The sequence below is a fragment of the Metabacillus indicus LMG 22858 genome (genome assembly GCF_000708755.2).
GTDB classification, from domain to species: domain Bacteria; phylum Bacillota; class Bacilli; order Bacillales; family Bacillaceae; genus Bacillus_P; species Bacillus_P indicus.
The window spans coordinates 226,191-251,395 of sequence record NZ_JGVU02000001.1 but is presented as its reverse complement, the minus strand read 5'-3'; the positions used below and the strand labels follow the sequence as shown (position 1 = coordinate 251,395).

Here is a 25,205-nt window from a genome sequence, read left to right as displayed (position 1 = left end):
TCCAAGTTCCCTCAGATTACCGGCTTTGTTGACTTTTTCGAGGCTGATGCATGTAAAAAAGAAGTCAGCCACAAAGTAAAACGATGCAACCCGTGAAGGATCAAAATCTCCTGCGGACGTCGATGTTAAAGGTGCTCGCCTAACCGAAAACATAAAAAATCAAAAGGCAATAGAACTCAGGGGGTCCTATCGCCTTTTACATAAGGTATTAAACAAACAGGCTCAGCAACAAAATAAATAGAAGTCCAGCTACTGAAATGATAGTTTCAAGCAAGGTCCAAGTGGCAAACGTTTCTTTCATGCTCAGGCCGAAGTACTCCTTGAACATCCAGAAACCTGCATCATTAACATGGGAGGCAATCAGACTTCCTGCGCCAGTTGCAAGGACAACCAAAGCCAGGTTTACGTCAGTCGCGCCAAGCATCGGGATAACGAGACCGGCTGTTGTCAGTGCAGCCACAGTCGCTGACCCAAGCGAGATGCGAAGGATTGCTGCAATAATCCAGGCAAGCAGGATCGGTGACATGGAAGTGCCTTCAAAAAGATCGGCTACGTAAGTTCCGACACCTCCGTCAATTAATACTTGTTTGAAAGCACCGCCGCCTCCTATAATCAAAAGCATCATCCCAATGTGAGTTATGGCGGTCGTACAAGAATCCATTACCTGTTTCATTGGAATGTTGCGGGCGATTCCCATTGAATAGATGGCAAACAATAAGGAAATCAGCATGGCCGTTCCAGCTTCACCAATGAACCGAATGGCTGCAAGGAAGCTATTGTCATCAAGCCCGACTGTATTTTGTACCAGAGTAATAATGGTTGCAATGGACATCAGGATCACTGGAAGCAAAGCAGTAAATACACTGATGCCAAAGCCCGGAGTATCCTCAAGCTTAAACGTTTTTTGTTCTCCCAAAGAGGCAATGCTTCCGGTCTTCGTGAATGAATCGGGAACAATCTTTTTCGCAATTTTTGTAAAAACAGGGCCTGCCAGAAGAACTGTTGGAATGGAAATAATGATTCCGTAAAGAAGAACCTGGCCAATATCCGCCCCGTATTCACCTGATATAACAGTCGGACCCGGATGTGGAGGCAAGAAGCCATGAGTTACAGACAGAGCCGCTGTCATTGGTATACCTAGATAAAGAATGGAAACTCGCAGCTGTCGTGCAATGGCGAAAACGATAGGAATTAAAAGGACAAGTCCAACCTCAAAGAAAAGAGCTATTCCGATGATGAAAGATGCAGCGACAACAGCCCACTGGATATTCTTCACACCGAATTTGTTCACTAGAGTCATAGCAATACGCTGTGCTCCGCCCGAGTCTGCAATTAATTTACCGAGCATTGCACCAAGACCAAAGATAAGCGCAAGATGTCCAAGTGTTCCGCCTAAACCGGCTTCAATCGTTTTGACGATTGTTTCAAGAGGCATTCCAAGTGCAAGTGCAACACCGAATGATACGATGATTAAAGAAACAAACGTATTCAGTTTTAAGCCCATGATCAGCACCAATAAGGCTATAATTCCAATTCCTACTATAATTAAAGGCATGTCTTACTTCCTCCTAGTGTCTGGTACTCGAGGTACCGATATCTATGTTGTACACATTCTACTCTTTTCTGTCTCCAACACCTTTATTGAGCAGTTCCTGAGACATCCAAAGGTCATCCACTTTGTCCTGTACATCATCGAAGTTTTGATGCAGCGACATTTTCATAAGCTCACGGTCCTTTGTTGTGATCGCTTTGATATAAAGTTCGTGATTATTGAGAATCCTTTCAAAATCTTCGTATTTTTCCCTGAACCTGGCCCGCATTGAAAGAAGGATCAAGCTCTCCATAACAGGCTTTAAATTGTTCCAAATCATCATGATATAGGAATGACCTGCAGCCCTAATGATGGTTTCGTGGAAAAGGACATCCTGAAAAGAGAATTCATCTGCATCCCCATACTTGATTGCAACCTTCATCATTTCCACAATTTTATGAAGCTCTCTCTCTAGCTCCTTTGTATCTTCTTTGACAAGCCTTTCAAACACGAACGTTTCAATCAGCAGACGCACATCGTATATCTCCTGAATTTCCTTTTCAGACAGTCCGACAACAACGGCACCCATCCGTTCCAGCCGAATCATATTTTCCGATGCAAGCGTCTTCATTGCATCGCGAACTGGTGATCGGCTTACAGAAAAATCAGCCGCTATCTTATTTTCAGAGAGAATGGTTCCGCTTTCAATTAACCCTGAAATAATACGCATCCGAAGCTCTGATGTGATGCGATCCCCTATGGAACCTTTTAATATCCATTTTTCCGGATACATATATTCTGTGTTGTTCTCCAAAATGCCACCTCACTCATAAGACAAGTATACTTGTATACAAGTATAGTAACATGAAAGTTCATTTTTGCAAACGCTTAACTTATGAGATTTTGTTTTTAACAAGAATACACTATCCATTGATTTAGCAAGGGGGATGCCTATATATTTAACGGAGGAGAAACTTGTTGTTACGGGGTGGATCATACGGAAGCGGCAAATCTTGTGAATGTCCTGTCTTCGATGGCACGGGTTAGAATCTGGTCTTCTTTATTGAATATCCGAATGAAATTCGCATTAGGATTCGTTCAAGGAACATCCCGATTGATGACACTGCCCGGAGGTTTGGCGGCGGAGGGCAATCTTTTGCTTCAAGTGCCTCGTTTGGATCATGGGAAAATGCGGATAAAATGATTGAAGCGTTGAATCGTAAGACTTAAACCGAATATTGGAACTATTTTTGGTTTTTACATAAGGCTAGGTGTTTGTGGTAGTGTAGTACTATTATGCTTATAAGAAGAGCGGATTTGTTCTGGCCGAGGCCTTTGGCGATTGAACAAGATAACGATTCGCATGATTTAATGATTTCTTGGCTATTTTCGAAAATATTGTTGCTAATGAATGTTAAAAGCCTAATGTAGATTGCAGCGGAAGGAACGGCAACATTTAACAACAATTTAAGCGAAAACAGCCTATTAAATAAACACGCTGCAAGTCAGCGTTCAATTATAATGGAGTGATCGTATGGGTAAAGCTAAAGCAAAAACAAAGAGCAGTAAAGGCGGGACAGGCGGAGGAACAGGCAAAAAGGGCTGGAATCGCTGGCAGGCTAGCGCCAATAAAAAGAAGAGTTTTAAACCTTATACAAGTAAGGGCACGAAACAGCAGAACGATGAAAAAAGTTCAAAATGAATAATAGGAATGACAGCACATGGATCCTTTTTGGGTCTAAGACATCTCCGATGATTTGGAGGAGATTTTTATCCTCTTTCACATCTGTGTTGGCCGGTTTTGACAGGAGGCGCCTTGGATGCCTGATTCTAAGAAAGCGTTAAAACCATCTCCCTGCTTCCCTAAAATACTTACAAAATTCACATTGAAATAAAAAATAGATGACCTCGGAAAGAAGTCATCTACTAATTTAATTTTTCATATTGGTCTGAAAAATAATTATATATCTGAAAGCTCAATCAATAATTATATTCAATGTTTTATATTTTTTTGATTTATATGTTTCTAGTCTCATTCAAGGATATTCAAAAATTCAGAAAAGCTATCTGCCACCTTATATGTTACAGGATCAAATTCACCGGATTCTTCATGAGACCAAATACATACACTAGGATTATTCTTATCTGCTCTATAATCCAAGCAGACAAAATCCCCAGCAAATATACTAGCTATTGGCAATACTTCCGCCCCTAATAAGTCTTCGTTATCAGTTAACCTTTCACCAATTTGAGTGAAAACAACATCTATGTCGTAAATTCCATTTGGATTATCCTCAATATCATCTAACATACATAAAAACCTTTCAACTGCATAACCGCGGTTACTATACTCGAATGTTCCATCATCAATCTCTGCTCCATTATTCTCTTTTATAAATCTCAAAAAGGACTCTGGAAGTTTAAGCCGCCAGAACTTCTCATGCTTTTTTATCAATTCATCAGTTGGCAAAGGTTTTACTATAGTGTTATGTTTAATTTTCATAGTTTATCTCCTTACTTTAGAGTGAACTATCTCGGGGCATCTGCCCACAACCCTGTTGATCTGCCGCCATTATGAATAGTTATATTGTGTATTCCAAAAGGGACCAGTTCCATTGTACCAGGAACTTCAGTGTGATGCCATGTCATACCTTCTGGTCTTCCACCAATTGCATTGTCAAGCCACTCAAATTGTTCATCGTCAGATTTCAACCATAGTTTTTCTGGTAAAATTTTCGTTTCTACGACAAGTCCAGCATTTTTAAAATCAGCGTATCCATACCTCATCCCATCTGCTTTAATAATGTTAACATTGGGAATTAGACCATCTGCGATAGCCTTTTCTTTGATCAACTTTTTTTGACGAGCTGTTAAATGCTCACCGCCATGAAATGACTTATTCCATGACCAAGTTTTATTTGTTTGAATCTTTTCGCTGTAAAGTCTTGCAAAATCATCAACAACATTATCAAAAGGTATAGTACCTTCAATAAATTCATCAATTTTTTTTGTATTTATATTATTCGATGTCTTAAATACTTCACCAATCTTACCACTTATATCTCCTACAACCTTCCCAACACTCTCAGTAGCATTAACAATCGTATCCTTAGCTTTTACGAATGACTCTCGGGAATTTTCAACTATATCGCGCATCATAAAAGGAATAGGCATACCGCTGGCATCTAACACTTCACCCATTTTGGTATCCAAAAACCCATCCACTATCCGCCCAATCCCCATCTTCGTCCGAACCAGCGGCCCCTTCACAACATCCTCATAAGTTTTCTTCAAAAGAACGTTAATCTTCTCAGGGTTCAACACATGCTTGGCTTTCCTGAAGATGTCCGCTGCCTGGTTGCTGAGGGCTTTCATGTTGACGATGGTTTTGAACAGGTTGGACTGGACAAAGTCGCTGATCTGTTTTTTGTAGCGGTGGGCTTCTTTTATGACGTTTTCCTTCATATAGTCTTTGAGTTTTGCAGTGTCCATGACGTTGAAGGGAATGCTTTTTGGTTTTTCTGCCTCAGCCAGTTTTCCGAGTTTGCTCAGTTTGGTGACTGTGCTGAGTTTGTCTAGGGCGCGTGTATAGTAGGTGGCGACGCCCGAAACGATGCCGTAGGTGAAAAACCGGGCTCTGCTGCGGGCGTCGCCGTTGATGACGTCCCGTTCCCATGCAGCTTCAAGGGCCCCTATCATGGCGCCGATGGTTTCGTCGATGTGAATGACGGCGTTGACGATGCCCATGACCAGTCCCGGGAAATCCGTGAGAATGGCGTTGATCAGATCGGATATGCCTACGAAGAGATCCCTGACAAACTGGTAGATCCCTTCAGCTATTCCGACAAAGACATCTCCGATAATTTGGAGGATATTTTTATCCTCTTTCACATCTGTGTTGGCCGGTTTTTCACAGCTTGCCCCTTGGACTTGTCCATCTGTTTTTACAGTAGCCGGCTGGAAGAGATTTTGCAAGTCGTTTACTTTTTTTACGACCGTCTGCAGTTCATTCTCAAGGTTTGTCAGGAGAGAAGCTTGGCGATGGTCAAATTCTGAGAGCTGTTCGCTCGTTTGATTTTTTTCTCGTCTCGCTTTCTCCACCATTTCAGCGAAGAAGGTGTCGTCTATTTTCGGCAGTGCTACGATGTCAGCGACTCTGTTAATGGTGGCGTTCGCTTCGTTTGTCAGCTGGCTTGTCCGCTCTCTCGCTCTGGTTAAATCCTGCTCTACCTGCTGGTCAAGAAAACTCCGGCGGATATAGCCCGAACGGGAGGGCTCAAGGTTATGAAGCGATTTTTTCATGCTGTCGAGCGTTGTTTGATAGTGTGCGAGAAAGGCAGAGTAGCTCGACATGACAGGGAGGTGATGTTTCTCATAGAAATAGCGGATCGCTTCCCCGCCTTCGCCTCTGAAGGCATCTTCGAGATCAATGATTCCCTTTACCGCTGTTTCAAGCTGCTTGATCTGCGCTGTCTGTGACGTTATTTTTTCTTTCGTCTTTTCAATGGCCGAGTGAAAGGCATCAGCATCAAGTACATGTGTCATCCGTTCCTCACCTTCCTCCGGCGATCGCAGCGGAAAGATGTTCGTCTGCTTTTTTCATCTGATCGACTGATTGCCGGGTTGCGTCTGCGTTAAGAATCAGCAATTCTTTATAGGTTTCCATCGCTTTTTGACAGGCTTCATTTACTTCGTTCAGCTTTTTTATCGCTTCAAGGTCATTTCCCGCACCGATGCCTGCCGGAAAATCTGTCTGAAAAGCCTGTATAGCCGCTTTCATCGCGGATAAAGCTTCTTCTATTTCTCCGTAATGGATTTTTATTTCCGTTCCCAATCCGTTCCTCTCCCTTTACCGGGTTTTTTCCGAAAGCAATGCTTCTCTTCGCTCTTCTGCTTCAAGTGAGGCAATGGCTGCTTTTACATGGTTAATCTCCGTCATAATCTGCTGAATTTTTTGATCCAGCACCTGGAATACATCACGAAATTGAGACATGTGAATCTCCTCATGTGCCGGCTGTATATCGTTTTCCCGAATTCTAGTAAACTCATTGGACAGCTCACCGTACCACGTATTAGACGTTAACTCCGGTTCTGCCGCGAGGTGCCGGCTGCTGAAAAAGTCATACTGATGATCGGACAATTGGTTGCTGCATGTACGCAGCCTCTGCAGTTTCTCTTCCAAGTCACGCAGCTTTGCGTTTTGGGCTGATAAAGACAAAGGTTTGCACCTTCTGTATAGATTTTCCTCTCAAAATTTTAACACTATTTACCAAACGTAACTATTAGCTATTAGTCCCAGTTTGAGAATTCGACACATTTTTTAATGAGTCTTACTGCCTATCCCCCAAACACTTAGCGTGATGGACTTACCAAAAACACCGCAGTTTTTTATCAGAATCCGCAAAAGGGGCCGCAATTTTCTTTGGTGAAATGAACAAAACACCTGATGAGACAATCAGGTGCTTTGAAAAAATCATTGATTTGTTTCTTTCTGCATATATGCTTTTAGCTCAATGATCTCTTTTTCAAGTTTATCGATTCGCTTTTTCGTTGTGTTTCTAGATTTAAAAATAAGTGACAGGATGCCGAATACCATAGCAAAGGTAAAAAGCTGAAAGAGTATGTCCCCTGTGTTTGCCATAGAGCAGTCTCCTTTCCGAAAACAAGTATAATGAATATACGTTTCCAGTAAGAGAAAGTTTCATTTTTAGAAACTACCTGTACCCGCTCCCCTTTACAATCAGAACCAATATTGCCGCAAGTATTAACCCTCCAAGAATAAACGGCCCAAGACCCGAACTGTAGACAAGATATACTTTCACATGCTTGATGGTCGTGACGATCACATAAACGAAGAAAATCAGGCTCAGTCCGGCAATGAGCGGAACATATGGATTTCGCTTCAAGTTGATCAGCCCTTTTTAAAGCTTTTAATTATGCCTATGCAAGCGACAATTTGTATCATGCAAAAAAGGCGCCATTCAAGGAAGAATGTGCGCCTTTATATTTACATCTCTCTTCCCTTCGTCTCCATCTTTTTCGGAAAAAGCGTGTAGCTGAAGCTGATGAGAAAATCAACGCCAAGGACAAGCGTCCAAATCTGCAGTGTTCTAAACAGCTGATCTGTCTGCTGTCCATTGTTGATATATAAAATAATCGCTAAAAGAAAGGCTGCGCCGATTCCCCATGCAAGGAGATGTCTCAGCCAGCCCTCCCGTTCACGCTTCGCATGTTCTGCTCCGTACTTAGCCTTCTTCGGGGGTTTTTCCCCATTGGCAAATCTGTAGGCAAAGTGCCGGTCCGCCCATTTAATCATGCTGTGGCCATAAGCAATGCTTATGCCAATGTAGATCGCCGCAATTCCATGAACCATTGTGGCAGTTGCACCATTTTTCAAATCAAGCACAGTTGCTGCAAGCAGCACCAGGTCAACAACAGGCGTACAAATCAGTAAAAATGCGCCAAGTTTCTTCTTTTTTAAAAGATATCTTGCACCTAGACCTGCCAATACAAAAATCCAAAATCCAATTTCACATGCAATAATCAGCCAGCCAATCAAGTAAGCTCCCCCTTATTTAACACAAGTGTATGACTTCATACTAGCAGAATGTTTTTTATAATACAACTGTGTTATAATAAAGACATGCCAAAAATAATTGATCATGATAAACGAAAACAGCAAATAGCAGTAGCCACTTGGAAAGTGATTGCCGAAGAAGGCATCGAGCAGGCGACGGTCCGGAAAATTGCCCAGGCGACCGGTCTGTCTGCAGGAGCCCTGAGGCACTACTTTTCCACACAATCTGAGCTGCTTTTATATTCCATGAACCTTGTTTCTGAACGGGTGAAAGAACGGACAATGTCCAAAACGTATCAAGGGGATCCGATTGATCTTATAAAAGAGGCCATTTCGGAGCTGCTTCCAATTGATGATGAGAGAAGACTGGAAATGGAGGTATGGCTAGTTTTCTCCGTTAAAACACTCGTAGATGAAAAACTGCGCGCTTTGAGCGAGGATGTTTACTTGGAAATGAAAGAAGGAATCGGCACCATTATTCAGCTGCTCGTTAATCTTGGGATGCTGAAAGAAGAGTGTGATCCGGATGAAGAAGCTGTCAGGCTGCATGTGCTGGTCGATGGCCTAGCCATGCATCATTTGCTGCATCCCGTTTCTTTTCCGCAGCAGAAGATGATGGATGCGCTACAGTATCATTTGAAATCCATTTGCACGTTTTAAAGGGAGGACTATTCCGGTCCTCCCTTCAGTACTTCCTGCTGCCAGAGCTGATAGAGATAGATCAGCACTGCCATGAGCGTAAAGGTCAAATAGATCTCCCAGTTTGTATAGTTCACAAGCTTATACAGGCCAAGGCTCTCAAACCACTCATTCAAGGGAAAAGCAAACAAAGCATCGATTGCAAGGTTGATCAGCAAATACAGCTTAAAGTTTCCAAAGGTGAAATAAAAAATCCAGATCGTTCCGACCAAAAATGCTCCGTAAACGAACGGAAAATAGGTAATAATCTGCGGCAAAATGGTTTCTTTGACCACCCACCACTTGTATGTATAGGCGAGCTCATTCTGCACCGTTACAAGGAGCGATGCAAAGATGGCGACCGGCATGAACCGTTTGATGGTTTGCTTGTCCAAGAAAAACAGTGACAGCCATGGAACAATAAACGACGACCAGATGATAAAGTCATTGAGCATACCGTTTCTCCTCACAGGATTGATAGGTTTAATCTTTCCTATCCCTGGAAAATCATTCGGGTATAGAACAAAAAGAGCGGCCGCTGAATTGTCAGTGACCGCTCTTTTTGTTACATAGCCGTGCAAATTTCAATATAATGACCGTCCGGATCTGTTACATAGGCTACGGTTTGTCCCCATGGTTTGACTGTCGGTTCCTTTACTACAGGTACGCCGGCGCTGCGCAGCTTTTCAATTGTTGATTCAACATTCTCAACGGTAAATCCAACTTCAAAGCTCTGGGGCGCATCGGTCTCGGGCATGTCCAGTCCAATTAGTTCCTGTACGGACTAACGCGTATTGATTGATAAAGTTGTCGCCCCGGTGTGAAATTCAACATATGTTCCCTGTTGCATTTTCACCTTCAAACCAAGTTGATCACGATAGAAATTCAATGATTTTTCGAAATCAGTTACATACAAAATGACGTATTTCATCGATAAGTTCACTCGCACATCCCTCTCTCCGATTATAGTTTCGTTAATTTCTTCCATAAGTATAAGCTAAGGCTATTCATGGGAGATGTCAACGGGTGTTACTTGCACACTCAACTGTTTTACTTGAAAGAATGCCTCTTTTAGTTGAAAATGCACAACCTTTACTTGCCGAATTGCTGCCTTTACTTTAAATCTTCCAGGCGCTTCCTAATTACATCTTTACCAGCCATAATTCAGATCGCAAAAAAGAAGCTGCCCAGGCAGCTTCTTCATAAAATTATTACTTAACCGCAGCCTCAGCATGCTCCCTCTCCCATTCAAGCAGCCATGCTTTTCGCTGAATCCCGCCTCCGTAGCCGCCGAGACCGCCGTCAGAAGCTATCACTCTGTGGCATGGGATCAGAATGCAAAGCTGATTGGCGCCATTGGCCCGGGCGACGGCTCTGTAACCTTTCGGATTGCCCGCCCGGATGGCGAGTTCCTTGTAGCTGATCGTTTCGCCTGGCGGAATTTCTCTCAGCAGCCTCCAGACGTTTTGCTGAAAAGCAGAGCCCGCTTCACAAAATATGGGGGTTTCAAACGTAAGAGATTTACCCGCGAAGTAATCGTTCAGCTCACGTTCGATCTGTTCAAGAACCGAATTGGTCCCAGGAACGATGGCTGCAGTGTGCTTTGCCCTAAGGTTCTCCAGTTCTTTTTCCAACCCCCGGCGGTCTACAAATTCAACTAGATACAGCACATCTTCGTCTGCAACAGCAACCATTGGACCAAGCTTGGTTTCGATCCATTTTGCCGTAAATAGCCGGATGTCCCTGTTTCTCTTCGGGACCGCCCCCATTGTTTTGGCAAAGGCGTCCCGAAAGCCATTTCCTGATTCATAGCCGCTGTCGAGCTGAGTGTAAATCAACGGTTTTCCGTTGCGAATGTGCTGAAAAGCCATCCCGAGGCGCCTTGAACGCGCGTATTCGATAAAGGTCATGCCGAACTGCTTCTTAAATTGCCTTCTGGCCGTGTGCGCAGTAATAGACAATTCATCAAAATCTTTGTCTGTCCACTTTCGCTGCGGATTTTCCTCTATAGCAGCAACGAGTTTTTTCACTTCCGGCGACAGCGTGCTCGGTGTGCTGAGCGGATGACATCTCTTGCAGGGCCTGTAAGAAGCAAGCGCTGCTTCCTGAGCTGTTTTGAAAAACTCGCAGTTTTCTTTTAAAGGCTTTTTCGCAGGACAAGTCGGTCTGCAAAAGATGCCCGTTGTTTTTACCCCGACAAAGAACGTTCCCTCGTACGATGAATTTTTCTCAACCAGCATGCTGTAATAGTGATCAATCAATTTTTGATCGTGTATCATTTGGTTTTTCTCCTTTATAAAGACTAATGGTACTAGTATCTTATCAAAAGGAATCGAATCGAAAACCAGAAAAATGAACATCAATTTTTCTCACCCTAAAGGATTATCTCCTAGCTTTCACCGCAAACCTGTGCTGCTTCACTTCGAAATAGCCTTTTTCTGCAATCTCATTATGAATCATGAGTAACCGCTCTTTGAAAAGATCAGGGGCAAAATCCGGAACCTGCCAAGGAATCGCCTTTAAATAATTGATGAGAGCCCCAATGTCATAAAAACGCTGAGAAGGATGCTCCTCTTTTGCAAACAGTATGGTAAAGCCGGCTTCTTTTAGTCCATGCACGGCGTTCGAAAGATTCCACTGAAGATATTCCTCATTTGGCTTTACACCAAGAGCCTCATTTATTCCGAGACAATCCTCACCGCCAACCTGCTGTGTAAGGAAGAGCCCTCCCTCTTTTAAGATGCGGCTGACTTCTTCAGGGTCAAAGGATTCATGCTGGTTCAGTATCAAATCAAATGTCCCGTCAGGAAAAGGAAGTTCTGAATCGTTATCAACGGGAACAACGGTCACGCCCAATGGCTCAAGTTTGTTTTTGGCTACCGAAACGTTCGGTTCATATCCTTCTGTTGCAGTAACAGATGCAGGGAACGGCTGCAGTTTTGATAAAAATTCACCGCCTCCTGTACCCATGTCAAGCATCGATGCTGAATCAGAAATAAGGGCGTGCGCCATGCTGCCGTAAGACCATGAGAGCAGACCGCTCTGCATTCTTCCGGTTTCTGTGATGGAGGAAAAGTCCCATCCTGTGAAGGGTCTTTCCACTTCTTTCATATACTCCTTAAACTTCATCCTGTTTCCTCCTTGTCATTTTTATGGCTTATTCAATGAATTGGGGAGGACCTCTGATTGATGCAAAGTGTTGTTATCGTTCGTGATGAAATGGGTTCATGTCAGTCTCCTGTCTGTTAAAAGTTTTGTTACTAGAATTATGTCAAAAGAATAGAATTTGCACAATTCATATTTTTCAATAATCCAGACACGAAAGAACCAGTCCAATGAATTGAACTGGTTCTTTTAATTATGATTTGATAACTTCCAAGTAGCGCAGCTGATTTCCGTCTTTCTCAAAGACTTTAAACAAATTGCCCTCAGCTTCAATTTCGGTTCCGGTTTCAGCATCGAGATGATGCGTCAGGAACCATCCGCCGATTGTATCGACATCTAACTCTTCCGTATTAAAGGTTGTTCCAAGCAATGTATTGACATCTTCAATCAACAGTTTTGAATCCAGGATGTAGTGTCCTTCGTTAAGCTTGCGGATCTCGGGAACCTCATCTTCATCGAATTCATCTCTGATTTCCCCGACGATTTCTTCTAAGATATCTTCAGCTGTCACAAGCCCTGAAGTACCTCCGTATTCGTCAATCAGCACGGCCATGTGTGTACGCTCTTTCTGCATTTTTACAAGAAGATCGTGGATTGCGATGGTTTCAATTACATTAATGACAGGATTAATGTAGTCGGCGATTTTTAAAGTGTGCGGTTCCTGCTTGGTCATGACTGCAGCTGTGAGCAGTTCTTTGATATTAATAAAGCCCTTAATGTTATCCTTGTCCCCGTCAACAACCGGATAACGTGTGTAGTTTTCATTTTTGACAATCTCAAAAATGTTTTCAAAAGAATCATCTATCGAAATAGATACAATGTCCGTTCTTGGAACCATGATTTCTTTTGCGACTCTTTCATCAAACGCAAAGATATTATTCATATATTTCAGTTCGTTCTTATTGATTTCTCCGCTTTTATAGCTCTCTGAAAGGAGAATTCTAAGCTCCTCTTCAGAGTGCGCTTCTTCATGCTCAGAAGCAGGCTTCAAACCGAACAGGCCAACCAGAATTCTTGCTGAACCGTTCAGGAACCAGATAAATGGGAACATGAGACGGTAAAACCAGATGATTGGAGTCGCAAATACAAGTGTTACCGCTTCGGCTTTTTGAATCGCTACCGTTTTCGGAGCAAGCTCGCCGATAACGACGTGAAGAAACGTGACAATCGCAAATGCAATTCCGAACGAAAGAATATGGGTCATCGTTTCGTTTATATCAAATCGTTCAAACAATGGGTGCAGGAGTTTCTCAACTGTCGGCTCTCCAAGCCACCCAAGCCCGAGTGCTGTTATGGTGATTCCAAGCTGACAGGCTGACAAGTATTCATCAAGGTGTGTTGTGACTTTTTTTGCTGCAAGCGAGCCTTTTTTGCCCTCTGCAATCAGCTGGTCAATTCTTGAACTCCGGACCTTAACAATGGCAAATTCCGTCGCAACGAAAAAAGCAGTCAGTGCAATTAATAATGCAATTAATAAAAGATTTATGGTTGTCAACGAACAGTCTTACGCGAAGTAAGACCTACACCTCCAGTTATGTTTTTCAGCCTTCTTCTGGCTGACTTCATTTTTATAAAAATCATGACAAATTTAAATTAGCAGCTGCAAATGCGTGTAAGTCTTTCACTCTGGATTGTGCCCAAGTTGCAATTCCCAATGCACGTACTCCTAGATGAAAAAAACATCAATGCAGCAGCAGAAGCAATGACTGAATTAAGGATAAGCTTTCACTTGAGATATTCTTTTTGAGACTCTCATACTTTTCAGGATCTGACTCTTTCAGCTGTTCGAGTGCTTTTGTGACATCCTGTTCCAGCCCCTGTATTTTAAGGCGGAGCTCAAGCACATCTACTTCCTCCGAAAAACGGCTGATAACCATTTTCTTAATCTCTTCAAGAGAATGCCCTTCTGCTTTGCATTTTTCAATAAAAGCAATTCGTTCTATAGAGGAATGATCATAGTACCTGTAATTTGAAGGAGAACGTTCCGCTTTAAGTAATCCCAGTGTCGTATAATAGTCAATTGTCCGCTTAGTCACTCCGGTAATTTCAGCCAATTCTCCAATTTTCAGTTTCTCAGCCCCAAGTCAATCCCCCCTAACCGTAACGTGATGGTTTTATTATATGTGTGACAGTTTATGATTACAACCAAAAAGGAACAGACTTCGCAAAATTGTCAAAAAGTCTGTTCCTAATACACCATATTAATTTTCAGATTTTATTTTTCCTTGAATACCTCTTTTATTCTCCAGGTAGATACCCAATCACTCTTTTCGTTTCTTGATCAACCAGAATAACAGGCGCACCTGCAGCCGTATTCGCACGGTCTTCAAACTCTACTCTTAAGACTTCGTCGCCTATGTACTGTTCGTCCATAAATTGTGCTTGCCCCTTATCCACCGTGTACGCTTCCACTTTTGCCTGTTCCCAGCCCCCGCTTACCCTGTTTTCCCATTTATTCTGTTTGATGAAGTTCCATCCTGCTTTTCTTACTTCCTTATATCCATCTTCTTCAGAATTAGAACAGCCTGTCAGCAGCAGGCAAAGCAGAAGCAGAATTGTTCTTTTCATAACAAACTCCTTCTATTTAAATATTCTGAAACTTATGCCGATTCTTATGCGTATACTTATTTAAGACAAGGAGGGCGTGACTATGAACTACAAAAATTATGAAAAGAAACATGTATTCGGAGTAATTGGTTTTCTCATTCTCATCCTGATTCCTTACTCTTCAATCCTCTTCCCATTTATGGTCGCCGATGTGCTTTATGCGACAAATCTGACGTGGTTTATCCAGCTTTCTAATGGAACGTACTTTTTGTATGGAGCCGGATTTCTGATGTGGGCAATTGCTGCTTTAATTGCTGCTTTCAGGAAAGCAGACCGCACTTCCCTTATATCTGGTTTGATTATTATTTTTCTCAGCATTGTGCCGTTTACAATCGGAGCCATTCAGCATAAACAGCTCAGTGATGAAGGAATTTCCTTCAGCAGAGGAATCGAACAGCACCAATACACATGGGATGAAGTGGAGAGCGCTGTCTTTCATTTGTCCAAGGAAAAAGGAGAACCCTCTGTTATTGAAATTGAATTCAAAGACGGAGAGAGTGTCTCCTTATTAAAAGACAAACACTTTACAGCGAATTACAGTTTGTTTCTGCAGAAAGTGAAGTATCATGAAATTGCGTTCACGGGAGATCATGCATCGTGAGGAATAATTGTGGTATCCGCTGTAGCAACGCAATTATTATGAAGAACTCACTTCTTGTCCACCGTTTTAAAGGATATTCACCAGATACCCTCCTGCAATAAGCAAAGGAAAGACTGTAACAAAATGCAGTGTGATCAGATACTCTTTTCTCTCTTTTTCATACTTCCATTCCATGAACGTTCTAAAAGCAAAGAATGGAATAATAAATGCTAAAAACAGTCCAATAGAAAAATCAAAAATCATTAAACAGATTATATAGATCAGCAGCAGGATTCTTTCTGTCCACCGGTGCGCCGAGCTGACACCTCTGTAAATGAATCCCTTTGATTTTGGAATTTCCAATTTCTTTCTTAACAAGCTCTCTGACAGCGTTCCAATGAGGATGACGCCTGCAAAAAAAAGCAATCCTTTCAGCATACAAACACCTCCCATTCCATTATATTCCTTTCAACTTATGAATGGGTGCTTTTTTACTTAAAAAACGCCCAGGGCCTATGCCCTGAGCTTCATTGCTTATCCAGCCATCTTATGGCTTCGAACCTTTTGATCTTTCTTTTCAAGGGCACGGCTCCATCCAGTGAGGATGACAGCTCCCGCGACCATCACACCGCCGATCCATGCTGTGTGAATCAGGCCGATGGAGTCTGTGATGATGCCTCCAAGGAAGGCTCCGATGGCAATTCCTGCGTTAAACGCAGCAATGTTGATGGCTGATGCAACGTCCACGGCACTTGGCACGAAGCGTTCTGCAAGCATCACGACGTAAACTTGAAGACCTGGAACGTTCATGAATGCGAACAGTCCCATAACTAAAATGGTGATTAATCCGGCAATTTTAAATGGTGCTGTGAGTGTAAGGACAAATAGTACAATTGCCTGTGCGACAAACATATAGAAAAGGGCTTTGATCGGATTTTTATTGGACAGCTTACCGCCGATCATGTTCCCGATGGCAATGGCGATTCCGTATACAAGCAGAATAACAGCAACGGTGCTCTCTTTAAAACCGGTCACTTCAACTAGAAGCGGTGAAAGATAAGTGAAGACGACAAATGTTCCGCCGTATCCAAGTGCTGTAATCAAAAAGACAAGGAGCAGACGACCGTTTTTCACAAGCTTCAGCTGATCGCCAAACGTTGTGCGATTGCCTTTTTTCAAGTTAGACGGGACAAGAATGCTGTTTGCAATTAGAGCAAGTATACCAATAAGAATAATGACGATAAACGCAACTCTCCATCCAAACTGCTGACCGATGAATGTTCCGAATGGAACGCCTGTTACTGTCGCGACAGTAAGACCTGTAAACATGATTGAAATTGCACTTGCACGTCGGTCTTCAGGAACAAGGTCCGCTGCAATCGTTGAACCGATCGACATGAACACACCATGAGACAGCGCCGCAATTACGCGTCCGGCAAGAAGCATTTCAATGCTTGAAGCTCCGGCTGAAAGACTGTTTCCAAGAATAAAGACAATCATAATCCAAAGCAGTAGCGTCTTACGTGACATATTTGAGGTTAAAGATGTTAAAACTGGTGCCCCGAACATGACTCCGACCGCATAAAGGGTGACGGTCAAACCTGCGGTTGTAACCGGTATATTTAAATCCTCTGCAATCATCGGCAGCAGGCCGACACTGATAAACTCCGTTGTTCCAATGGCAAATGCACTGACTGCAAGAGCAAGCAGCGCCCACATACTTCTTTTTTTATCTAAGCTCATTTATTTCTCCTCCTGGTCATTGATATTTATTTTAAAACGTGTATGGTAAAGATCAGCCGGCAAATGTTATTATGAGATATATCAAACATAATGAAAAGTACGTACTTTCAAGTGCTGTAGGAACTAAAAAGTTAGGTAGGCACTTTTTGGTGCCTATTAGATAGGAGGATTTATATGGAGAAGAAATACAACATTCCCGTTGAAGCAACACTTGAGATTATCGGCGGCAAGTGGAAATGCGTCATCCTCTGTCACTTGACCCACGGCAAGAGACGGACAAATGAGCTGAAAAAGCTGATGCCGAACATTACGCAAAAAATGCTCACACAGCAGCTGCGCGAGCTTGAAGATGACGGCGTGATCAACCGTATTGTCCATCCGGAAGTACCGCCGAAAGTCGAGTATGAATTGAGTGAATATGGCTGGAGCCTCCAAAGCATTCTGGATTCCCTTTGTGCCTGGGGAGAAAATCACATTACGAAAGTATACGGTGATAAATCAGCGGTGCTTGAAGAAAGCATTTTGAATAAATAAGCGGAATTCCATTGGGGATTTCGCTATTTTTTTGCTTTTAATGTCAGAAGAAAATGGTATATTTAATAAGTCGTTCATTTTTTTGAGAAAGGAGGAAATCACATGCATTGGTATCTAGACGTTATTAAGAAATATGCGGTTTTTCAAGGCCGTGCAAGACGTAAGGAATATTGGATGTTCTTTTTATTTAACTTTATCGTAACTATGCTTTTAACAATGGTTGAACTTATGATCGGACTTCCGTCTGTTTTAGTTATTATTTATTCTCTTATTGTTCTTTTGCCTTCACTTGGTGTTGCTGTGCGCAGACTTCATGACATCGGCAAAACCGGATGGTGGCTGCTTATCAGCCTTATCCCGGTTGTCGGCGGAATTGTTCTGCTTGTTTTCAACTGTTTGGACAGCGAGCCTGGAGCAAATAAATATGGGCCAAGCCCAAAATAAGAAAAAAAGCGAAATCCATTTTTCAGGATTTCGCTTTTTTACATGGTCTTGCTGCCCTTTACTCCGTTAATCGAGTACTCAGCTGTGATTTCAGCATTGAGTGATTGTGAGACGGAACAGTATTTATCTTTGGAAAGCTGAATGGCCCTGATCACTTTTTCTTCAGGAAGATCGCCTTCCAATTTGTAGTGAATATGGATGGCTTTAAACCGTTTTGGATGGTCCTCTGCCCGTGTGCCGGTTAGGTCCATTTCAAATGCCGACGGATTGAGGCGCATTTTCTGCAGGATGCTGATGATATCAATTCCTGTACAGCCGGCAACAGCATGAAGCAGTAGCTCAGTCGGTCTCGCTCCTGTGTTCTCTCCGCCAACTTCTTCAGAGGCATCCATTTTTACTTCGTGTCCGGACGGGGTGCTGCCGGAAAAGCTCATTTTGCCATTCCACTTTATTGACGTATCCATAGCTCATTCTCCTTCGTGTCGTTGGTCCCTTTATGTTTTCTCAACGTCCGCCTTCTATTCCCTGATTTGTCCGTTTCCCGAAATGAAGTGTTTTGTTGAAGTCAGCGCCGGCAATCCCATTGGTCCCCGTGCATGAAGTTTTTGCGTGCTGATGCCGATTTCCGCACCGTAGCCGAATTCAAAGCCATCTGTAAAACGGGTCGATGCATTGTGATAAACAGTTGCCGCATCTACGCGGGATTGAAATTCATGCGCATTTTTCAGGTCATCTGTAATGATAGCTTCCGAATGCTTTGTTCCGTATGTGTTGATGTGTTTAATAGCTTCATCTGTATTTTTCACCGTTTTCACACTTGCGGTCAGTGCCAGATATTCTGTGGCCCAGTCTTCCTCACTTGCCGGTTTTGCCTGAGGAAAAAGTGACACGATGCGTTCATCTGCAATGATTTCAACGGAATGGTCATGCAGGCTCTGTAGCAGGTTCATGCCATGCTGCTCAAGCCATTTTTCGTGAATTAAAATGGATTCAATGGCGTTGCAGACAGAGGGACGCTGTATTTTTGCATTCAGAACAATCTTTTGTGCCATTTCAGGGTTTGCCGTTTCATCGATAAAAAGATGACAATTGCCCGCTCCTGTTTCGAGAACAGGTACAGATGACTCTTTCACGACGGTATCGATCAGGTTTTTACCGCCCCGGGGAATCAGCACATCCAAGTATTCATTTAACGTGAAAAGCTGTTTGGCCGTTTCTCTGCTCGTGTCTTCAATAAGCTGAACCGCTTCATGAGGGACCGAAGTCTGCTCAAGAGCGCGGTGGATCACGCTGACGAGCGCTTTATTTGAATGGATGGAAGAAGAGCTTCCCCTCAAAATGACGGCATTTCCTGTTTTCAGCGACAGAGTTGCAGCGTCAATCGTCACATTTGGCCGCGCTTCATAAATCATTCCGATTACGCCGAGCGGCACGCGTTTTTTCTGGATAAGCAGCCCATTTTCTTTTTGAATCGTCTCAAGCACTTCTCCAACAGGATCCTCAAGACTGATTAACTGGCGAATGGCAAGAGCCATATCATCAATTCTATTTTCAGTCAGCAGCATGCGGTCAAGGATGGAATCTGTCATGCCCGCCTTTTTTCCGGCCTCAATATCTTTTTGATTCTCTTTTATTAAAAAATCACGCTCTGCTTCAAGCTGCCCCGCTATTTGTTCCAGTGCACGGTTTTTTTCTTCGGTCGGCACCTGCATCATGTCATAGCTGACAGCCTTGGCGATTTTCCCTTTCCTCATAACCTCACTCATAGTTATCCCTCCGTTTCACGCTTTCACCCATCGGTCACGGTGTATCACTTCGATGGATGCAAGCACAGCTCCTGCTTCTTTTGTCCGTTTTCCCATTACCTGCTTTAACGTTTCAGAGGAACAAAGAACCTCTCCTTTTCCGAGCATCCCGTTCGGTCCGTGAACCTCCACCACTTCTCCGGCTTCAAATGTTCCCGAAATGTCACAAACACCTGCAGGCAATAAACTTTTCCCCTTCATAATGAGGGCAGATTCTGCTCCTTCATCAATAAAAATTTTCCCTTTGACTAGGGAATGAAGGGCAATCCACTGTTTACTGCTTTTAAGGAAAGAGCGGGCCTCTATGTAGGTTCCGTCGCCATCACCATTCAGGATTCGGAGGAACTTATCATCGCCTCTTCCCGTACCGATAAAAACGGATACCCCAAGCTCAATGGCAGTTTTCGCCGCAGAAAGCTTGGATTTCATCCCGCCGGTTCCGACTGAAGACCCCGCTCCTTCTGCTCCAAGCATCATTTCATCCGTAATGCCGGTCAAACGGTCATACCTTTTCGCATCTGTGTGATCGCGCGGATTTTTGTCATACAGTCCGTTGATATCCGTTAAAATAACGAGCTCATCGGCCTGAACAAGCCCGCTGACAAGTGCAGACAGCATGTCATTATCACCAAACGTCAGCTCCTCAACAGAAACCGTATCATTTTCATTGATAATCGGGATGATGCCTCTGTCTAGCAGTTCGCGAATTGTTGCAAAAGCATTTCTGTAACGCTCTTTTGATGAAAAATCCGTCCGGGTCAGCAAGATCTGGGCAGGAACAAAGCCATATGCCCCAAGCTGAACCATATACGCCTGAATCAGCAGGCTCTGGCCGACAGCAGCCGCGGCCTGCCTGCCTTTAAGCGTAAGGGGTCTGGCCGGATAACCAAGCTTGCGGAAACCTGCCGCAACAGCACCCGATGAAACGAGCAGCACTTCATGCCCTGCTTGTCTCAGCCGCGCAAGCGCTGCAATATGATCGGTGAACTTTTCCTGATCGATTTCTCCTTTCCTGTTCGTAAGAGAACTGCTCCCGATTTTAACAACAATCCGTTTTTTCATGAGGGTTGGCCTCCTTTAGTTTAGTTGGGGGATGAGAGAGTTTATTGGGCATAGTTCCCGGTGGATATTGACCTTTCAGCACCTAATTCTCTGTACGAAGGGTTCATTCACTACGAATATTAACCCTTCAGCTCCTGATTCTTCGCACAAAGGGTTCATTCACGACGCCTTTTGACCCTTCAGCTCCTGATTCTTCGCAAGAAGGGTTCATTCACGACGCATTTTAACCTTTCAGCTCCTGATTCTTCGTATGAAGGGTTCATTCACGACGCATTTTGACCCTTCAGCTTCTGATTCTTCGTATGAAGGGTTCATTCACGACGCCTTTTGACCCTTCAGCTCCTGATTCTTCGTATGAAGGGTTCATTCACGACGCCTTTTAACCCTTCAGCTCCTGATTCTTCGTACGATGGGTTCTTTCACTACGTCTTTTAACCCTTCAGCTTCTGATTCTTCGTACGAAGGGTTCATTCACGGCGCCTTTTGACCCTTCAGCTTCTGATTCTTTGTACGAAGGGTTCATTCACGACGCATTTTAATCCTTCAGCTTCATGGAATAAAAAAAGCCCTCCCCGTCCTGTAAAATAAGGACGAAAAGGGCTTTGCTCTCCGTGGTACCACCTTGGTTGGATGCACGTGGCATCCCGCTTTGCCTGATAACGCCAGGCTGATGGCGCCTGTGTGTTTGGCACAGGACTCGGCAGGCAGGTTCTGCGGCTTTGCTGCTGCGGGGTCTCTCAGCTTATAAACCCCGCTCTCTTTTGCACAAAGTCCCGCATACTAGTCCCGCTTCAGCGTTCATTGATTTTTATATATTATGCGCAGTCGGACGGCTTATGTCAATTGTTTTTTTCATAATAATTGGCAAGTTCGATAATCATCGCACCCATTCGTTCAAGATCAGGAGCAAGCGGATTCTCTACCCCTTCCTCTGTAAGAGCTTCGGCTGTAATTTTTCCAACAGCTACAGGAAGTGTGCGCGTTTTGAAGACTTCAAGTACATCCGTCGTTAAATCATGCTCCTTCACATACTGAAAAAATTCGCGGACCTGGATGGCAGCGGTAAAGCATACCGCATCAATTTCTCCTGCTTTCAGTTCTTCACAAAGCAGGCTGACGGCTTTTTCATCAGGGGAAATGTGGCGGTACGGAAGCACCTGGTGGACAGATGCCCCTTTTTCTTCAAGAAACCTGATCAGTGCAGGTGCTGTTTCACCGTGGAGCTGCACCATGACTCTTTTTCCTGAAAAGTCTTCATTTTCCAAAGCACGTACAAGGCCCCTGGTCGTTCCGTCATCATCCTTTTTTATTGGAGCCAATCCAAGCTTTTTGAGCGAAGCGAAGGTCTTGTATCCCCTTGAAGCAATGTTTGACTCCCGGAGCTGCCTTAAAAACGCTTCTTCCTCCCCCAGCTGACGGGAAAGCTTCACAAGCGTCTCTGTACCAATACCTGTAGTGAGGATGGTCCAGTCCGCTCCTTCATTTATGTACTTGCGCAAATCAGGTTCCACCTGCTCTTCAGCCAGAAAAACGGTTCCCTGCAGAGAGCGGACAAGCGGAGTGCCTCCCTGTTTTTCAATCAGCGTACTGATTTCGTCTGTTTTTCTAGATCCTGCAATGACAACTTTTTTTCCTTCTAAACCTCTTCCCATGCTGTGAGTCCCCATTTCCTGCGGTCTTTTTATTAAAGGTATCACGTGCAGAGAACCTGTTCAATGTGTTTTTTTTCACAAAGTGTTCAAACTTTATGTAATCGCTTTCACAAACCTGTAGTATAATAGGAATATATTCATAGAAAGCGATTACATTTTAAATAAATCCCTTTAAATAAACACGAAACGGAAGGAGACATTCTCATGATTTTAAAAGCATTGAGGCGCAATAAGCTTGTAACTGTAAACTACTACATTGACGGTGCCGTTCAGACATTGAAAGGCCGCGTCCGCAATCTCGACCTGAGCGATCAGACCCTGTCACTTGAAGACGAAGATAAGAATGTCTTTTCAATCAGGCTGGCGGGAATTAAAGAAATTTATTGATACCTGAAAAAGAGCATCAAGAAAGCTGATGCTCTTTTTTTGTGTCTCAGGTGAAACGAAATGCGTTTTTCTCCGTCTACTTTTGTAACACACTGTTTCCAGAAGGAGGAAAAAATGAAGAAGATTCTTTTAGCTGCATGTATTTGTATCGTACTTGCCGGGTGCAGCAAGCAGGAGAGCAAACAGTCCTACGTAGCTCTGCTTATGGCAGATGGAAAAGATTATCATGCAGAGGGTTTATCTGAAGAGTATTCCCTTGGAAAAGAGCTTGGTACAATCTCAAATAAAGTGGATGCGAATGTAAAACCATCGCAGAATTTCTGGTCGAATTATCTCGATAAAGGGACAGTCCTGTACCGAGCCAAAGAGGAAGAATCGGTGATTCTGGTGAAAAAAGGAGAAAAAATAGAAGTTTTTAGAGCTGCCGAATAAGGCAGCTTATTTTTTGAAGCGGCTGCCGCTGTGCGAATAGACAAGTGTGAAAACAACAGCAGCAATAAACAGTAAGGTGCCGACCATAAAAATCAGCAAGCTTCCAAGTGCGTCGCCAATCTCCCACAGAAGGATGCTGAACGAGATGACATACATCATTATTCCGTAAAACCTGCAAAGAGCAGGCGAGTCATATTTTTCTTTTTCTTCTTTGGAAAGTGTGTTATACCCCGCTATTAAATTTGCCCATTTTCCTTGATAGAGCATCGTGCCTGCGATGATGAAAACGGCCATGATCAGGTAGAATATCATTTGTTATCCTCCTTCTGAAATAGATAACTACTTATACGGTTAAACCTGAGTAAAGTTCCAAATAAAAATGAAGAAAAAGCACACCCGTTAAAGGCGTGCTTCACGTAAATTCATAGTAAAGATCATTCTCAATCTGCTCTTTTCCTTCTTCCACGATGGATTGGAGCAATTGTGGGATTGAGTCAAAGCTTCGAACCGTTTTTTTCGTTTTGTATGACACTTCATGTACGTGTCCGCTGCTGTCAATTGCGTAATAAGCCTGCTTGACGAACGAGTCGGCAAAGATAAAGTGGTCTGGAGGGGTCCGTTTTCGTTTATAAAGTTGCTGCAAATCTTCCAAAGGGAAAGGTGAAAAAGACTCTTCTTCCTCACTCATTCCCCGGTATGTGTCAGGCGCTTTGCCTGCAATCCTCAAAAGGTCAAAGAGCCAGCAGCCGTTTGTGAAGGATAAACAATCTTTGTACTGAGATGGAAAGACAGTCTGCATTTGTTCCTCAAAACGGGCAATTTCACTGGAGGTAAGGGGATGCAGAAGATAAGTATGCCATCTTCCCTCATCGAGTTCCCCAAAAAGCGTGGTCCCGTTTCGCAGTTTTTTATGACTTCCGGCGTAAATGCCAACAATTTCATTTTTAATAGTTTCGTATAGAACGTTTCCTCCCATCATCTAAACTCCTGAACAACAATCCCTTTTCCATTCTCCACTGTCACCTCCGCAAAAGCACCATTAATCAGGGTCAGCTGCGGCGGCTGATGACCGCAGTCAATGTCGTAGATGACAGGTACTCCAAGTTCTGATGCGAGATCCTCATAGACATCCTCTGCCGTATACCCCTCTACTGGATGGTTGGCAGGGCTTCTTCCAAAAAGGATTCCTGAGCAATTTTCAAACCATCCGGCCATTTTCAGCTGGACAAGCGATATGCGCAAATCTGTTGCAGTAAGCGCGCAGTTTTCAAAATACCAGAGGATCGGATCGCCCCCGATATGTGTTTGGGAAAAGGCTTTAACATCTCCAAGCGGCGTGCCTGCCAGATGTTTAATCACATCAATGCAGCCGCCGAGCAGGCGTCCCTTGACCTGTTCATCTTGACCGGACACTGTTTTCCAGACGGTTGGTTCTGTCAGATGATAAACATGGGGTGTCGGGTTCTCGTGCTGCCACTTTTCTTGGTACTTTTCTGAGGAGATTTGAGTCACTTTCCCTCCTCTTTCTGTTTTCAGGACGGTTTCCCACATGGCAGTGGTTGGGTCGGACGATTCACCTCTTAAATCAATCAGGTTCGTTCCGTGAGCTGTTGCCATTCCCGTTTTAAGAGTAATAGCAAGTGTAAGTACGCTGACATCGGAGTATCCCAAAATCCACTTTTCCTTTATGGCATCGTAATCGACACCTTCAAGCATTTCCATCGCAAGCACACCGCCCCACGGAGGAAGAATGAAGTCAATTCGATCATCCTGCATCATTTGATTGAATTCCTCTGACCGTTTTGCCGCATGTGCGGATTTTGCTTTTTCCTGCGTCCAGGCTGTTTCGCCTGTAATAACTGTATATCCCCTGGATTCCATTTTTCCGGAGGCCTGCTTCAGCAGTCCGTGTAATTCCTGCGGAACACCAGACGACGGGGCCGTCACTCCTATTACGGCATTCGATTTTAACATTGGATATGTAATCATTTTATCTGCCTCCCGATGA

General features: G+C 43.6%; 32 protein-coding genes and 1 pseudogene. 8 read left to right on the top strand and 25 right to left on the bottom strand.

Annotation, left to right across the window (positions count from 1 at the left end; genetic code table 11):
• Nucleotides 1-208: 208 nt before the first annotated feature.
• Nucleotides 209-1,555: a GntP family permease gene (locus AZ46_RS01275; RefSeq protein WP_029282236.1), complete on the bottom strand. Its 1,347-nt coding sequence runs from the start codon at nucleotides 1,553-1,555 to the stop codon at nucleotides 209-211.
• A gap of 58 nt (nucleotides 1,556-1,613) precedes the next feature.
• Nucleotides 1,614-2,324 carry a GntR family transcriptional regulator gene (locus tag AZ46_RS01270; protein ID WP_029282239.1) on the bottom strand — a complete coding sequence of 237 codons (711 nt, stop codon included), beginning with the start codon at nucleotides 2,322-2,324 and terminating at the stop codon, nucleotides 1,614-1,616.
• Nucleotides 2,325-2,581: 257 nt separating this feature from the next.
• On the opposite strand from AZ46_RS01270, the gene AZ46_RS22610 reads away from it, so the two are divergent.
• A complete protein-coding gene (locus tag AZ46_RS22610) occupies nucleotides 2,582-2,761 on the top strand; it encodes a DHHA1 domain-containing protein (RefSeq protein ID WP_459560743.1) in 180 nt (59 codons plus the stop codon).
• Between the two features lie 304 nt (nucleotides 2,762-3,065).
• A complete protein-coding gene (locus tag AZ46_RS21150) occupies nucleotides 3,066-3,233 on the top strand; it encodes a DUF3934 family protein (protein WP_081870106.1) in 168 nt (55 codons plus the stop codon).
• A gap of 330 nt (nucleotides 3,234-3,563) precedes the next feature.
• On the opposite strand, the gene AZ46_RS01265 is transcribed toward AZ46_RS21150, so the two are convergent.
• From AZ46_RS01265 to AZ46_RS01240, 7 genes are all read right to left on the bottom strand, one after another.
• On the bottom strand, nucleotides 3,564-4,034 hold the full coding sequence (locus tag AZ46_RS01265) for an SMI1/KNR4 family protein (protein ID WP_029282241.1): 471 nt from the start codon (nucleotides 4,032-4,034) through the stop codon (nucleotides 3,564-3,566).
• Between the two features lie 26 nt (nucleotides 4,035-4,060).
• The gene (locus AZ46_RS21145) at nucleotides 4,061-6,076 is read right to left on the bottom strand and encodes a T7SS effector LXG polymorphic toxin (protein WP_081870105.1); all 2,016 of its coding nucleotides are present in this window, start codon (nucleotides 6,074-6,076) and stop codon (nucleotides 4,061-4,063) included.
• 7 nt (nucleotides 6,077-6,083) lie between these two features.
• Nucleotides 6,084-6,365, bottom strand: coding sequence for a YwqI/YxiC family protein (locus tag AZ46_RS01255; protein WP_029282245.1), 282 nt, complete (start codon nucleotides 6,363-6,365; stop codon nucleotides 6,084-6,086).
• 15 nt (nucleotides 6,366-6,380) lie between these two features.
• Complete coding sequence (locus AZ46_RS01250; protein WP_029282247.1) at nucleotides 6,381-6,749, bottom strand: YwqH-like family protein; 369 nt, start codon at nucleotides 6,747-6,749, stop codon at nucleotides 6,381-6,383.
• Nucleotides 6,750-7,004: 255 nt separating this feature from the next.
• Nucleotides 7,005-7,172 (bottom strand): hypothetical protein, encoded by a 168-nt coding sequence (locus tag AZ46_RS21830; protein ID WP_161781189.1) that lies wholly within the window; start codon nucleotides 7,170-7,172, stop codon nucleotides 7,005-7,007.
• A gap of 73 nt (nucleotides 7,173-7,245) precedes the next feature.
• Nucleotides 7,246-7,437 carry a hypothetical protein gene (locus AZ46_RS01245; RefSeq protein ID WP_029282249.1) on the bottom strand — a complete coding sequence of 64 codons (192 nt, stop codon included), beginning with the start codon at nucleotides 7,435-7,437 and terminating at the stop codon, nucleotides 7,246-7,248.
• A gap of 101 nt (nucleotides 7,438-7,538) precedes the next feature.
• Nucleotides 7,539-8,090 (bottom strand): hypothetical protein, encoded by a 552-nt coding sequence (locus AZ46_RS01240; protein ID WP_029282251.1) that lies wholly within the window; start codon nucleotides 8,088-8,090, stop codon nucleotides 7,539-7,541.
• Nucleotides 8,091-8,174: 84 nt separating this feature from the next.
• Between AZ46_RS01240 and AZ46_RS01235 the strand changes: the two genes are divergently transcribed.
• Entirely contained in the window at nucleotides 8,175-8,768 is a 594-nt protein-coding gene (locus tag AZ46_RS01235) for a TetR/AcrR family transcriptional regulator (protein WP_029282253.1), read from the top strand.
• 8 nt (nucleotides 8,769-8,776) lie between these two features.
• On the opposite strand, the gene AZ46_RS01230 is transcribed toward AZ46_RS01235, so the two are convergent.
• The 7 genes and pseudogenes from AZ46_RS01230 to AZ46_RS01200 all read right to left on the bottom strand — a co-directional run bounded on the left by AZ46_RS01230 (nucleotide 8,777) and on the right by AZ46_RS01200 (nucleotide 14,519).
• Complete coding sequence (locus AZ46_RS01230) at nucleotides 8,777-9,241, bottom strand: hypothetical protein (protein ID WP_029282255.1); 465 nt, start codon at nucleotides 9,239-9,241, stop codon at nucleotides 8,777-8,779.
• A gap of 110 nt (nucleotides 9,242-9,351) precedes the next feature.
• Nucleotides 9,352-9,729: pseudogene (locus tag AZ46_RS01225) on the bottom strand (VOC family protein).
• Nucleotides 9,730-9,997: 268 nt separating this feature from the next.
• Nucleotides 9,998-11,065 (bottom strand): bifunctional transcriptional activator/DNA repair enzyme AdaA, encoded by a 1,068-nt coding sequence (locus tag AZ46_RS01220; protein ID WP_029282257.1) that lies wholly within the window; start codon nucleotides 11,063-11,065, stop codon nucleotides 9,998-10,000.
• Nucleotides 11,066-11,168: 103 nt separating this feature from the next.
• Complete coding sequence (locus AZ46_RS01215; RefSeq protein WP_029282258.1) at nucleotides 11,169-11,915, bottom strand: class I SAM-dependent methyltransferase; 747 nt, start codon at nucleotides 11,913-11,915, stop codon at nucleotides 11,169-11,171.
• Nucleotides 11,916-12,144: 229 nt separating this feature from the next.
• Nucleotides 12,145-13,446, bottom strand: a complete 1,302-nt coding sequence (locus tag AZ46_RS01210) for a hemolysin family protein (protein WP_029282266.1) — start codon at nucleotides 13,444-13,446, stop codon at nucleotides 12,145-12,147.
• Nucleotides 13,447-13,633: 187 nt separating this feature from the next.
• Nucleotides 13,634-14,005: a MerR family transcriptional regulator gene (locus AZ46_RS01205; RefSeq protein ID WP_035206464.1), complete on the bottom strand. Its 372-nt coding sequence runs from the start codon at nucleotides 14,003-14,005 to the stop codon at nucleotides 13,634-13,636.
• 184 nt (nucleotides 14,006-14,189) lie between these two features.
• Entirely contained in the window at nucleotides 14,190-14,519 is a 330-nt protein-coding gene (locus AZ46_RS01200; protein WP_029282269.1) for a hypothetical protein, read from the bottom strand.
• An 82-nt stretch (nucleotides 14,520-14,601) separates the two neighbouring features.
• Here AZ46_RS01200 and AZ46_RS01195 point away from each other — a divergent pair, with 82 nt between their 5' ends.
• Nucleotides 14,602-15,159 (top strand): hypothetical protein, encoded by a 558-nt coding sequence (locus AZ46_RS01195; RefSeq protein ID WP_029282271.1) that lies wholly within the window; start codon nucleotides 14,602-14,604, stop codon nucleotides 15,157-15,159.
• 66 nt (nucleotides 15,160-15,225) lie between these two features.
• Here AZ46_RS01195 and AZ46_RS01190 read toward each other — a convergent pair whose 3' ends face one another.
• Both AZ46_RS01190 and AZ46_RS01185 read right to left on the bottom strand, forming a co-directional pair.
• A complete protein-coding gene (locus AZ46_RS01190; protein ID WP_029282273.1) occupies nucleotides 15,226-15,576 on the bottom strand; it encodes a DUF4181 domain-containing protein in 351 nt (116 codons plus the stop codon).
• Nucleotides 15,577-15,672: 96 nt separating this feature from the next.
• Nucleotides 15,673-16,881 (bottom strand): MFS transporter, encoded by a 1,209-nt coding sequence (locus tag AZ46_RS01185; RefSeq protein ID WP_029282274.1) that lies wholly within the window; start codon nucleotides 16,879-16,881, stop codon nucleotides 15,673-15,675.
• 174 nt (nucleotides 16,882-17,055) lie between these two features.
• Here AZ46_RS01185 and AZ46_RS01180 point away from each other — a divergent pair, with 174 nt between their 5' ends.
• Together AZ46_RS01180 and AZ46_RS01175 are read left to right on the top strand one after the other, a co-directional pair.
• A complete protein-coding gene (locus AZ46_RS01180; protein WP_029282277.1) occupies nucleotides 17,056-17,415 on the top strand; it encodes a winged helix-turn-helix transcriptional regulator in 360 nt (119 codons plus the stop codon).
• A gap of 102 nt (nucleotides 17,416-17,517) precedes the next feature.
• On the top strand, nucleotides 17,518-17,859 hold the full coding sequence (locus AZ46_RS01175) for a DUF805 domain-containing protein (RefSeq protein WP_029282278.1): 342 nt from the start codon (nucleotides 17,518-17,520) through the stop codon (nucleotides 17,857-17,859).
• 38 nt (nucleotides 17,860-17,897) lie between these two features.
• Here AZ46_RS01175 and AZ46_RS01170 read toward each other — a convergent pair whose 3' ends face one another.
• The 4 genes from AZ46_RS01170 to AZ46_RS01155 form a co-directional block, all read right to left on the bottom strand.
• Nucleotides 17,898-18,323: an OsmC family protein gene (locus AZ46_RS01170; protein ID WP_029282280.1), complete on the bottom strand. Its 426-nt coding sequence runs from the start codon at nucleotides 18,321-18,323 to the stop codon at nucleotides 17,898-17,900.
• Between the two features lie 54 nt (nucleotides 18,324-18,377).
• Nucleotides 18,378-19,625, bottom strand: a complete 1,248-nt coding sequence (locus AZ46_RS01165) for a glutamate-5-semialdehyde dehydrogenase (protein ID WP_029282282.1) — start codon at nucleotides 19,623-19,625, stop codon at nucleotides 18,378-18,380.
• A 15-nt stretch (nucleotides 19,626-19,640) separates the two neighbouring features.
• Entirely contained in the window at nucleotides 19,641-20,726 is a 1,086-nt protein-coding gene (gene proB, locus AZ46_RS01160) for a glutamate 5-kinase (RefSeq protein WP_029282290.1), read from the bottom strand.
• Nucleotides 20,727-21,565: 839 nt separating this feature from the next.
• A complete protein-coding gene (locus tag AZ46_RS01155) occupies nucleotides 21,566-22,378 on the bottom strand; it encodes a uroporphyrinogen-III synthase (protein ID WP_029282292.1) in 813 nt (270 codons plus the stop codon).
• Between the two features lie 204 nt (nucleotides 22,379-22,582).
• Between AZ46_RS01155 and AZ46_RS01150 the strand changes: the two genes are divergently transcribed.
• Nucleotides 22,583-22,765, top strand: a complete 183-nt coding sequence (locus AZ46_RS01150; RefSeq protein WP_029282294.1) for a YolD-like family protein — start codon at nucleotides 22,583-22,585, stop codon at nucleotides 22,763-22,765.
• Nucleotides 22,766-22,879: 114 nt separating this feature from the next.
• The gene (locus tag AZ46_RS01145) at nucleotides 22,880-23,197 is read left to right on the top strand and encodes a membrane lipoprotein lipid attachment site-containing protein (RefSeq protein ID WP_035318963.1); all 318 of its coding nucleotides are present in this window, start codon (nucleotides 22,880-22,882) and stop codon (nucleotides 23,195-23,197) included.
• A 6-nt stretch (nucleotides 23,198-23,203) separates the two neighbouring features.
• Here the strand turns inward: AZ46_RS01145 and AZ46_RS01140 are convergent, their stop codons facing one another.
• From AZ46_RS01140 to AZ46_RS01130, 3 genes are all read right to left on the bottom strand, one after another.
• Nucleotides 23,204-23,509, bottom strand: a complete 306-nt coding sequence (locus AZ46_RS01140; RefSeq protein ID WP_029282301.1) for a DUF3784 domain-containing protein — start codon at nucleotides 23,507-23,509, stop codon at nucleotides 23,204-23,206.
• Nucleotides 23,510-23,609: 100 nt separating this feature from the next.
• Complete coding sequence (locus tag AZ46_RS20885) at nucleotides 23,610-24,173, bottom strand: SMI1/KNR4 family protein (RefSeq protein ID WP_051865072.1); 564 nt, start codon at nucleotides 24,171-24,173, stop codon at nucleotides 23,610-23,612.
• The gene (locus AZ46_RS01130; protein WP_029282305.1) at nucleotides 24,173-25,186 is read right to left on the bottom strand and encodes a S66 family peptidase; all 1,014 of its coding nucleotides are present in this window, start codon (nucleotides 25,184-25,186) and stop codon (nucleotides 24,173-24,175) included. The genes AZ46_RS20885 and AZ46_RS01130 overlap by 1 nt, the downstream gene beginning before the upstream one ends.
• Between the last annotated feature and the right edge of the window lie 19 nt (nucleotides 25,187-25,205).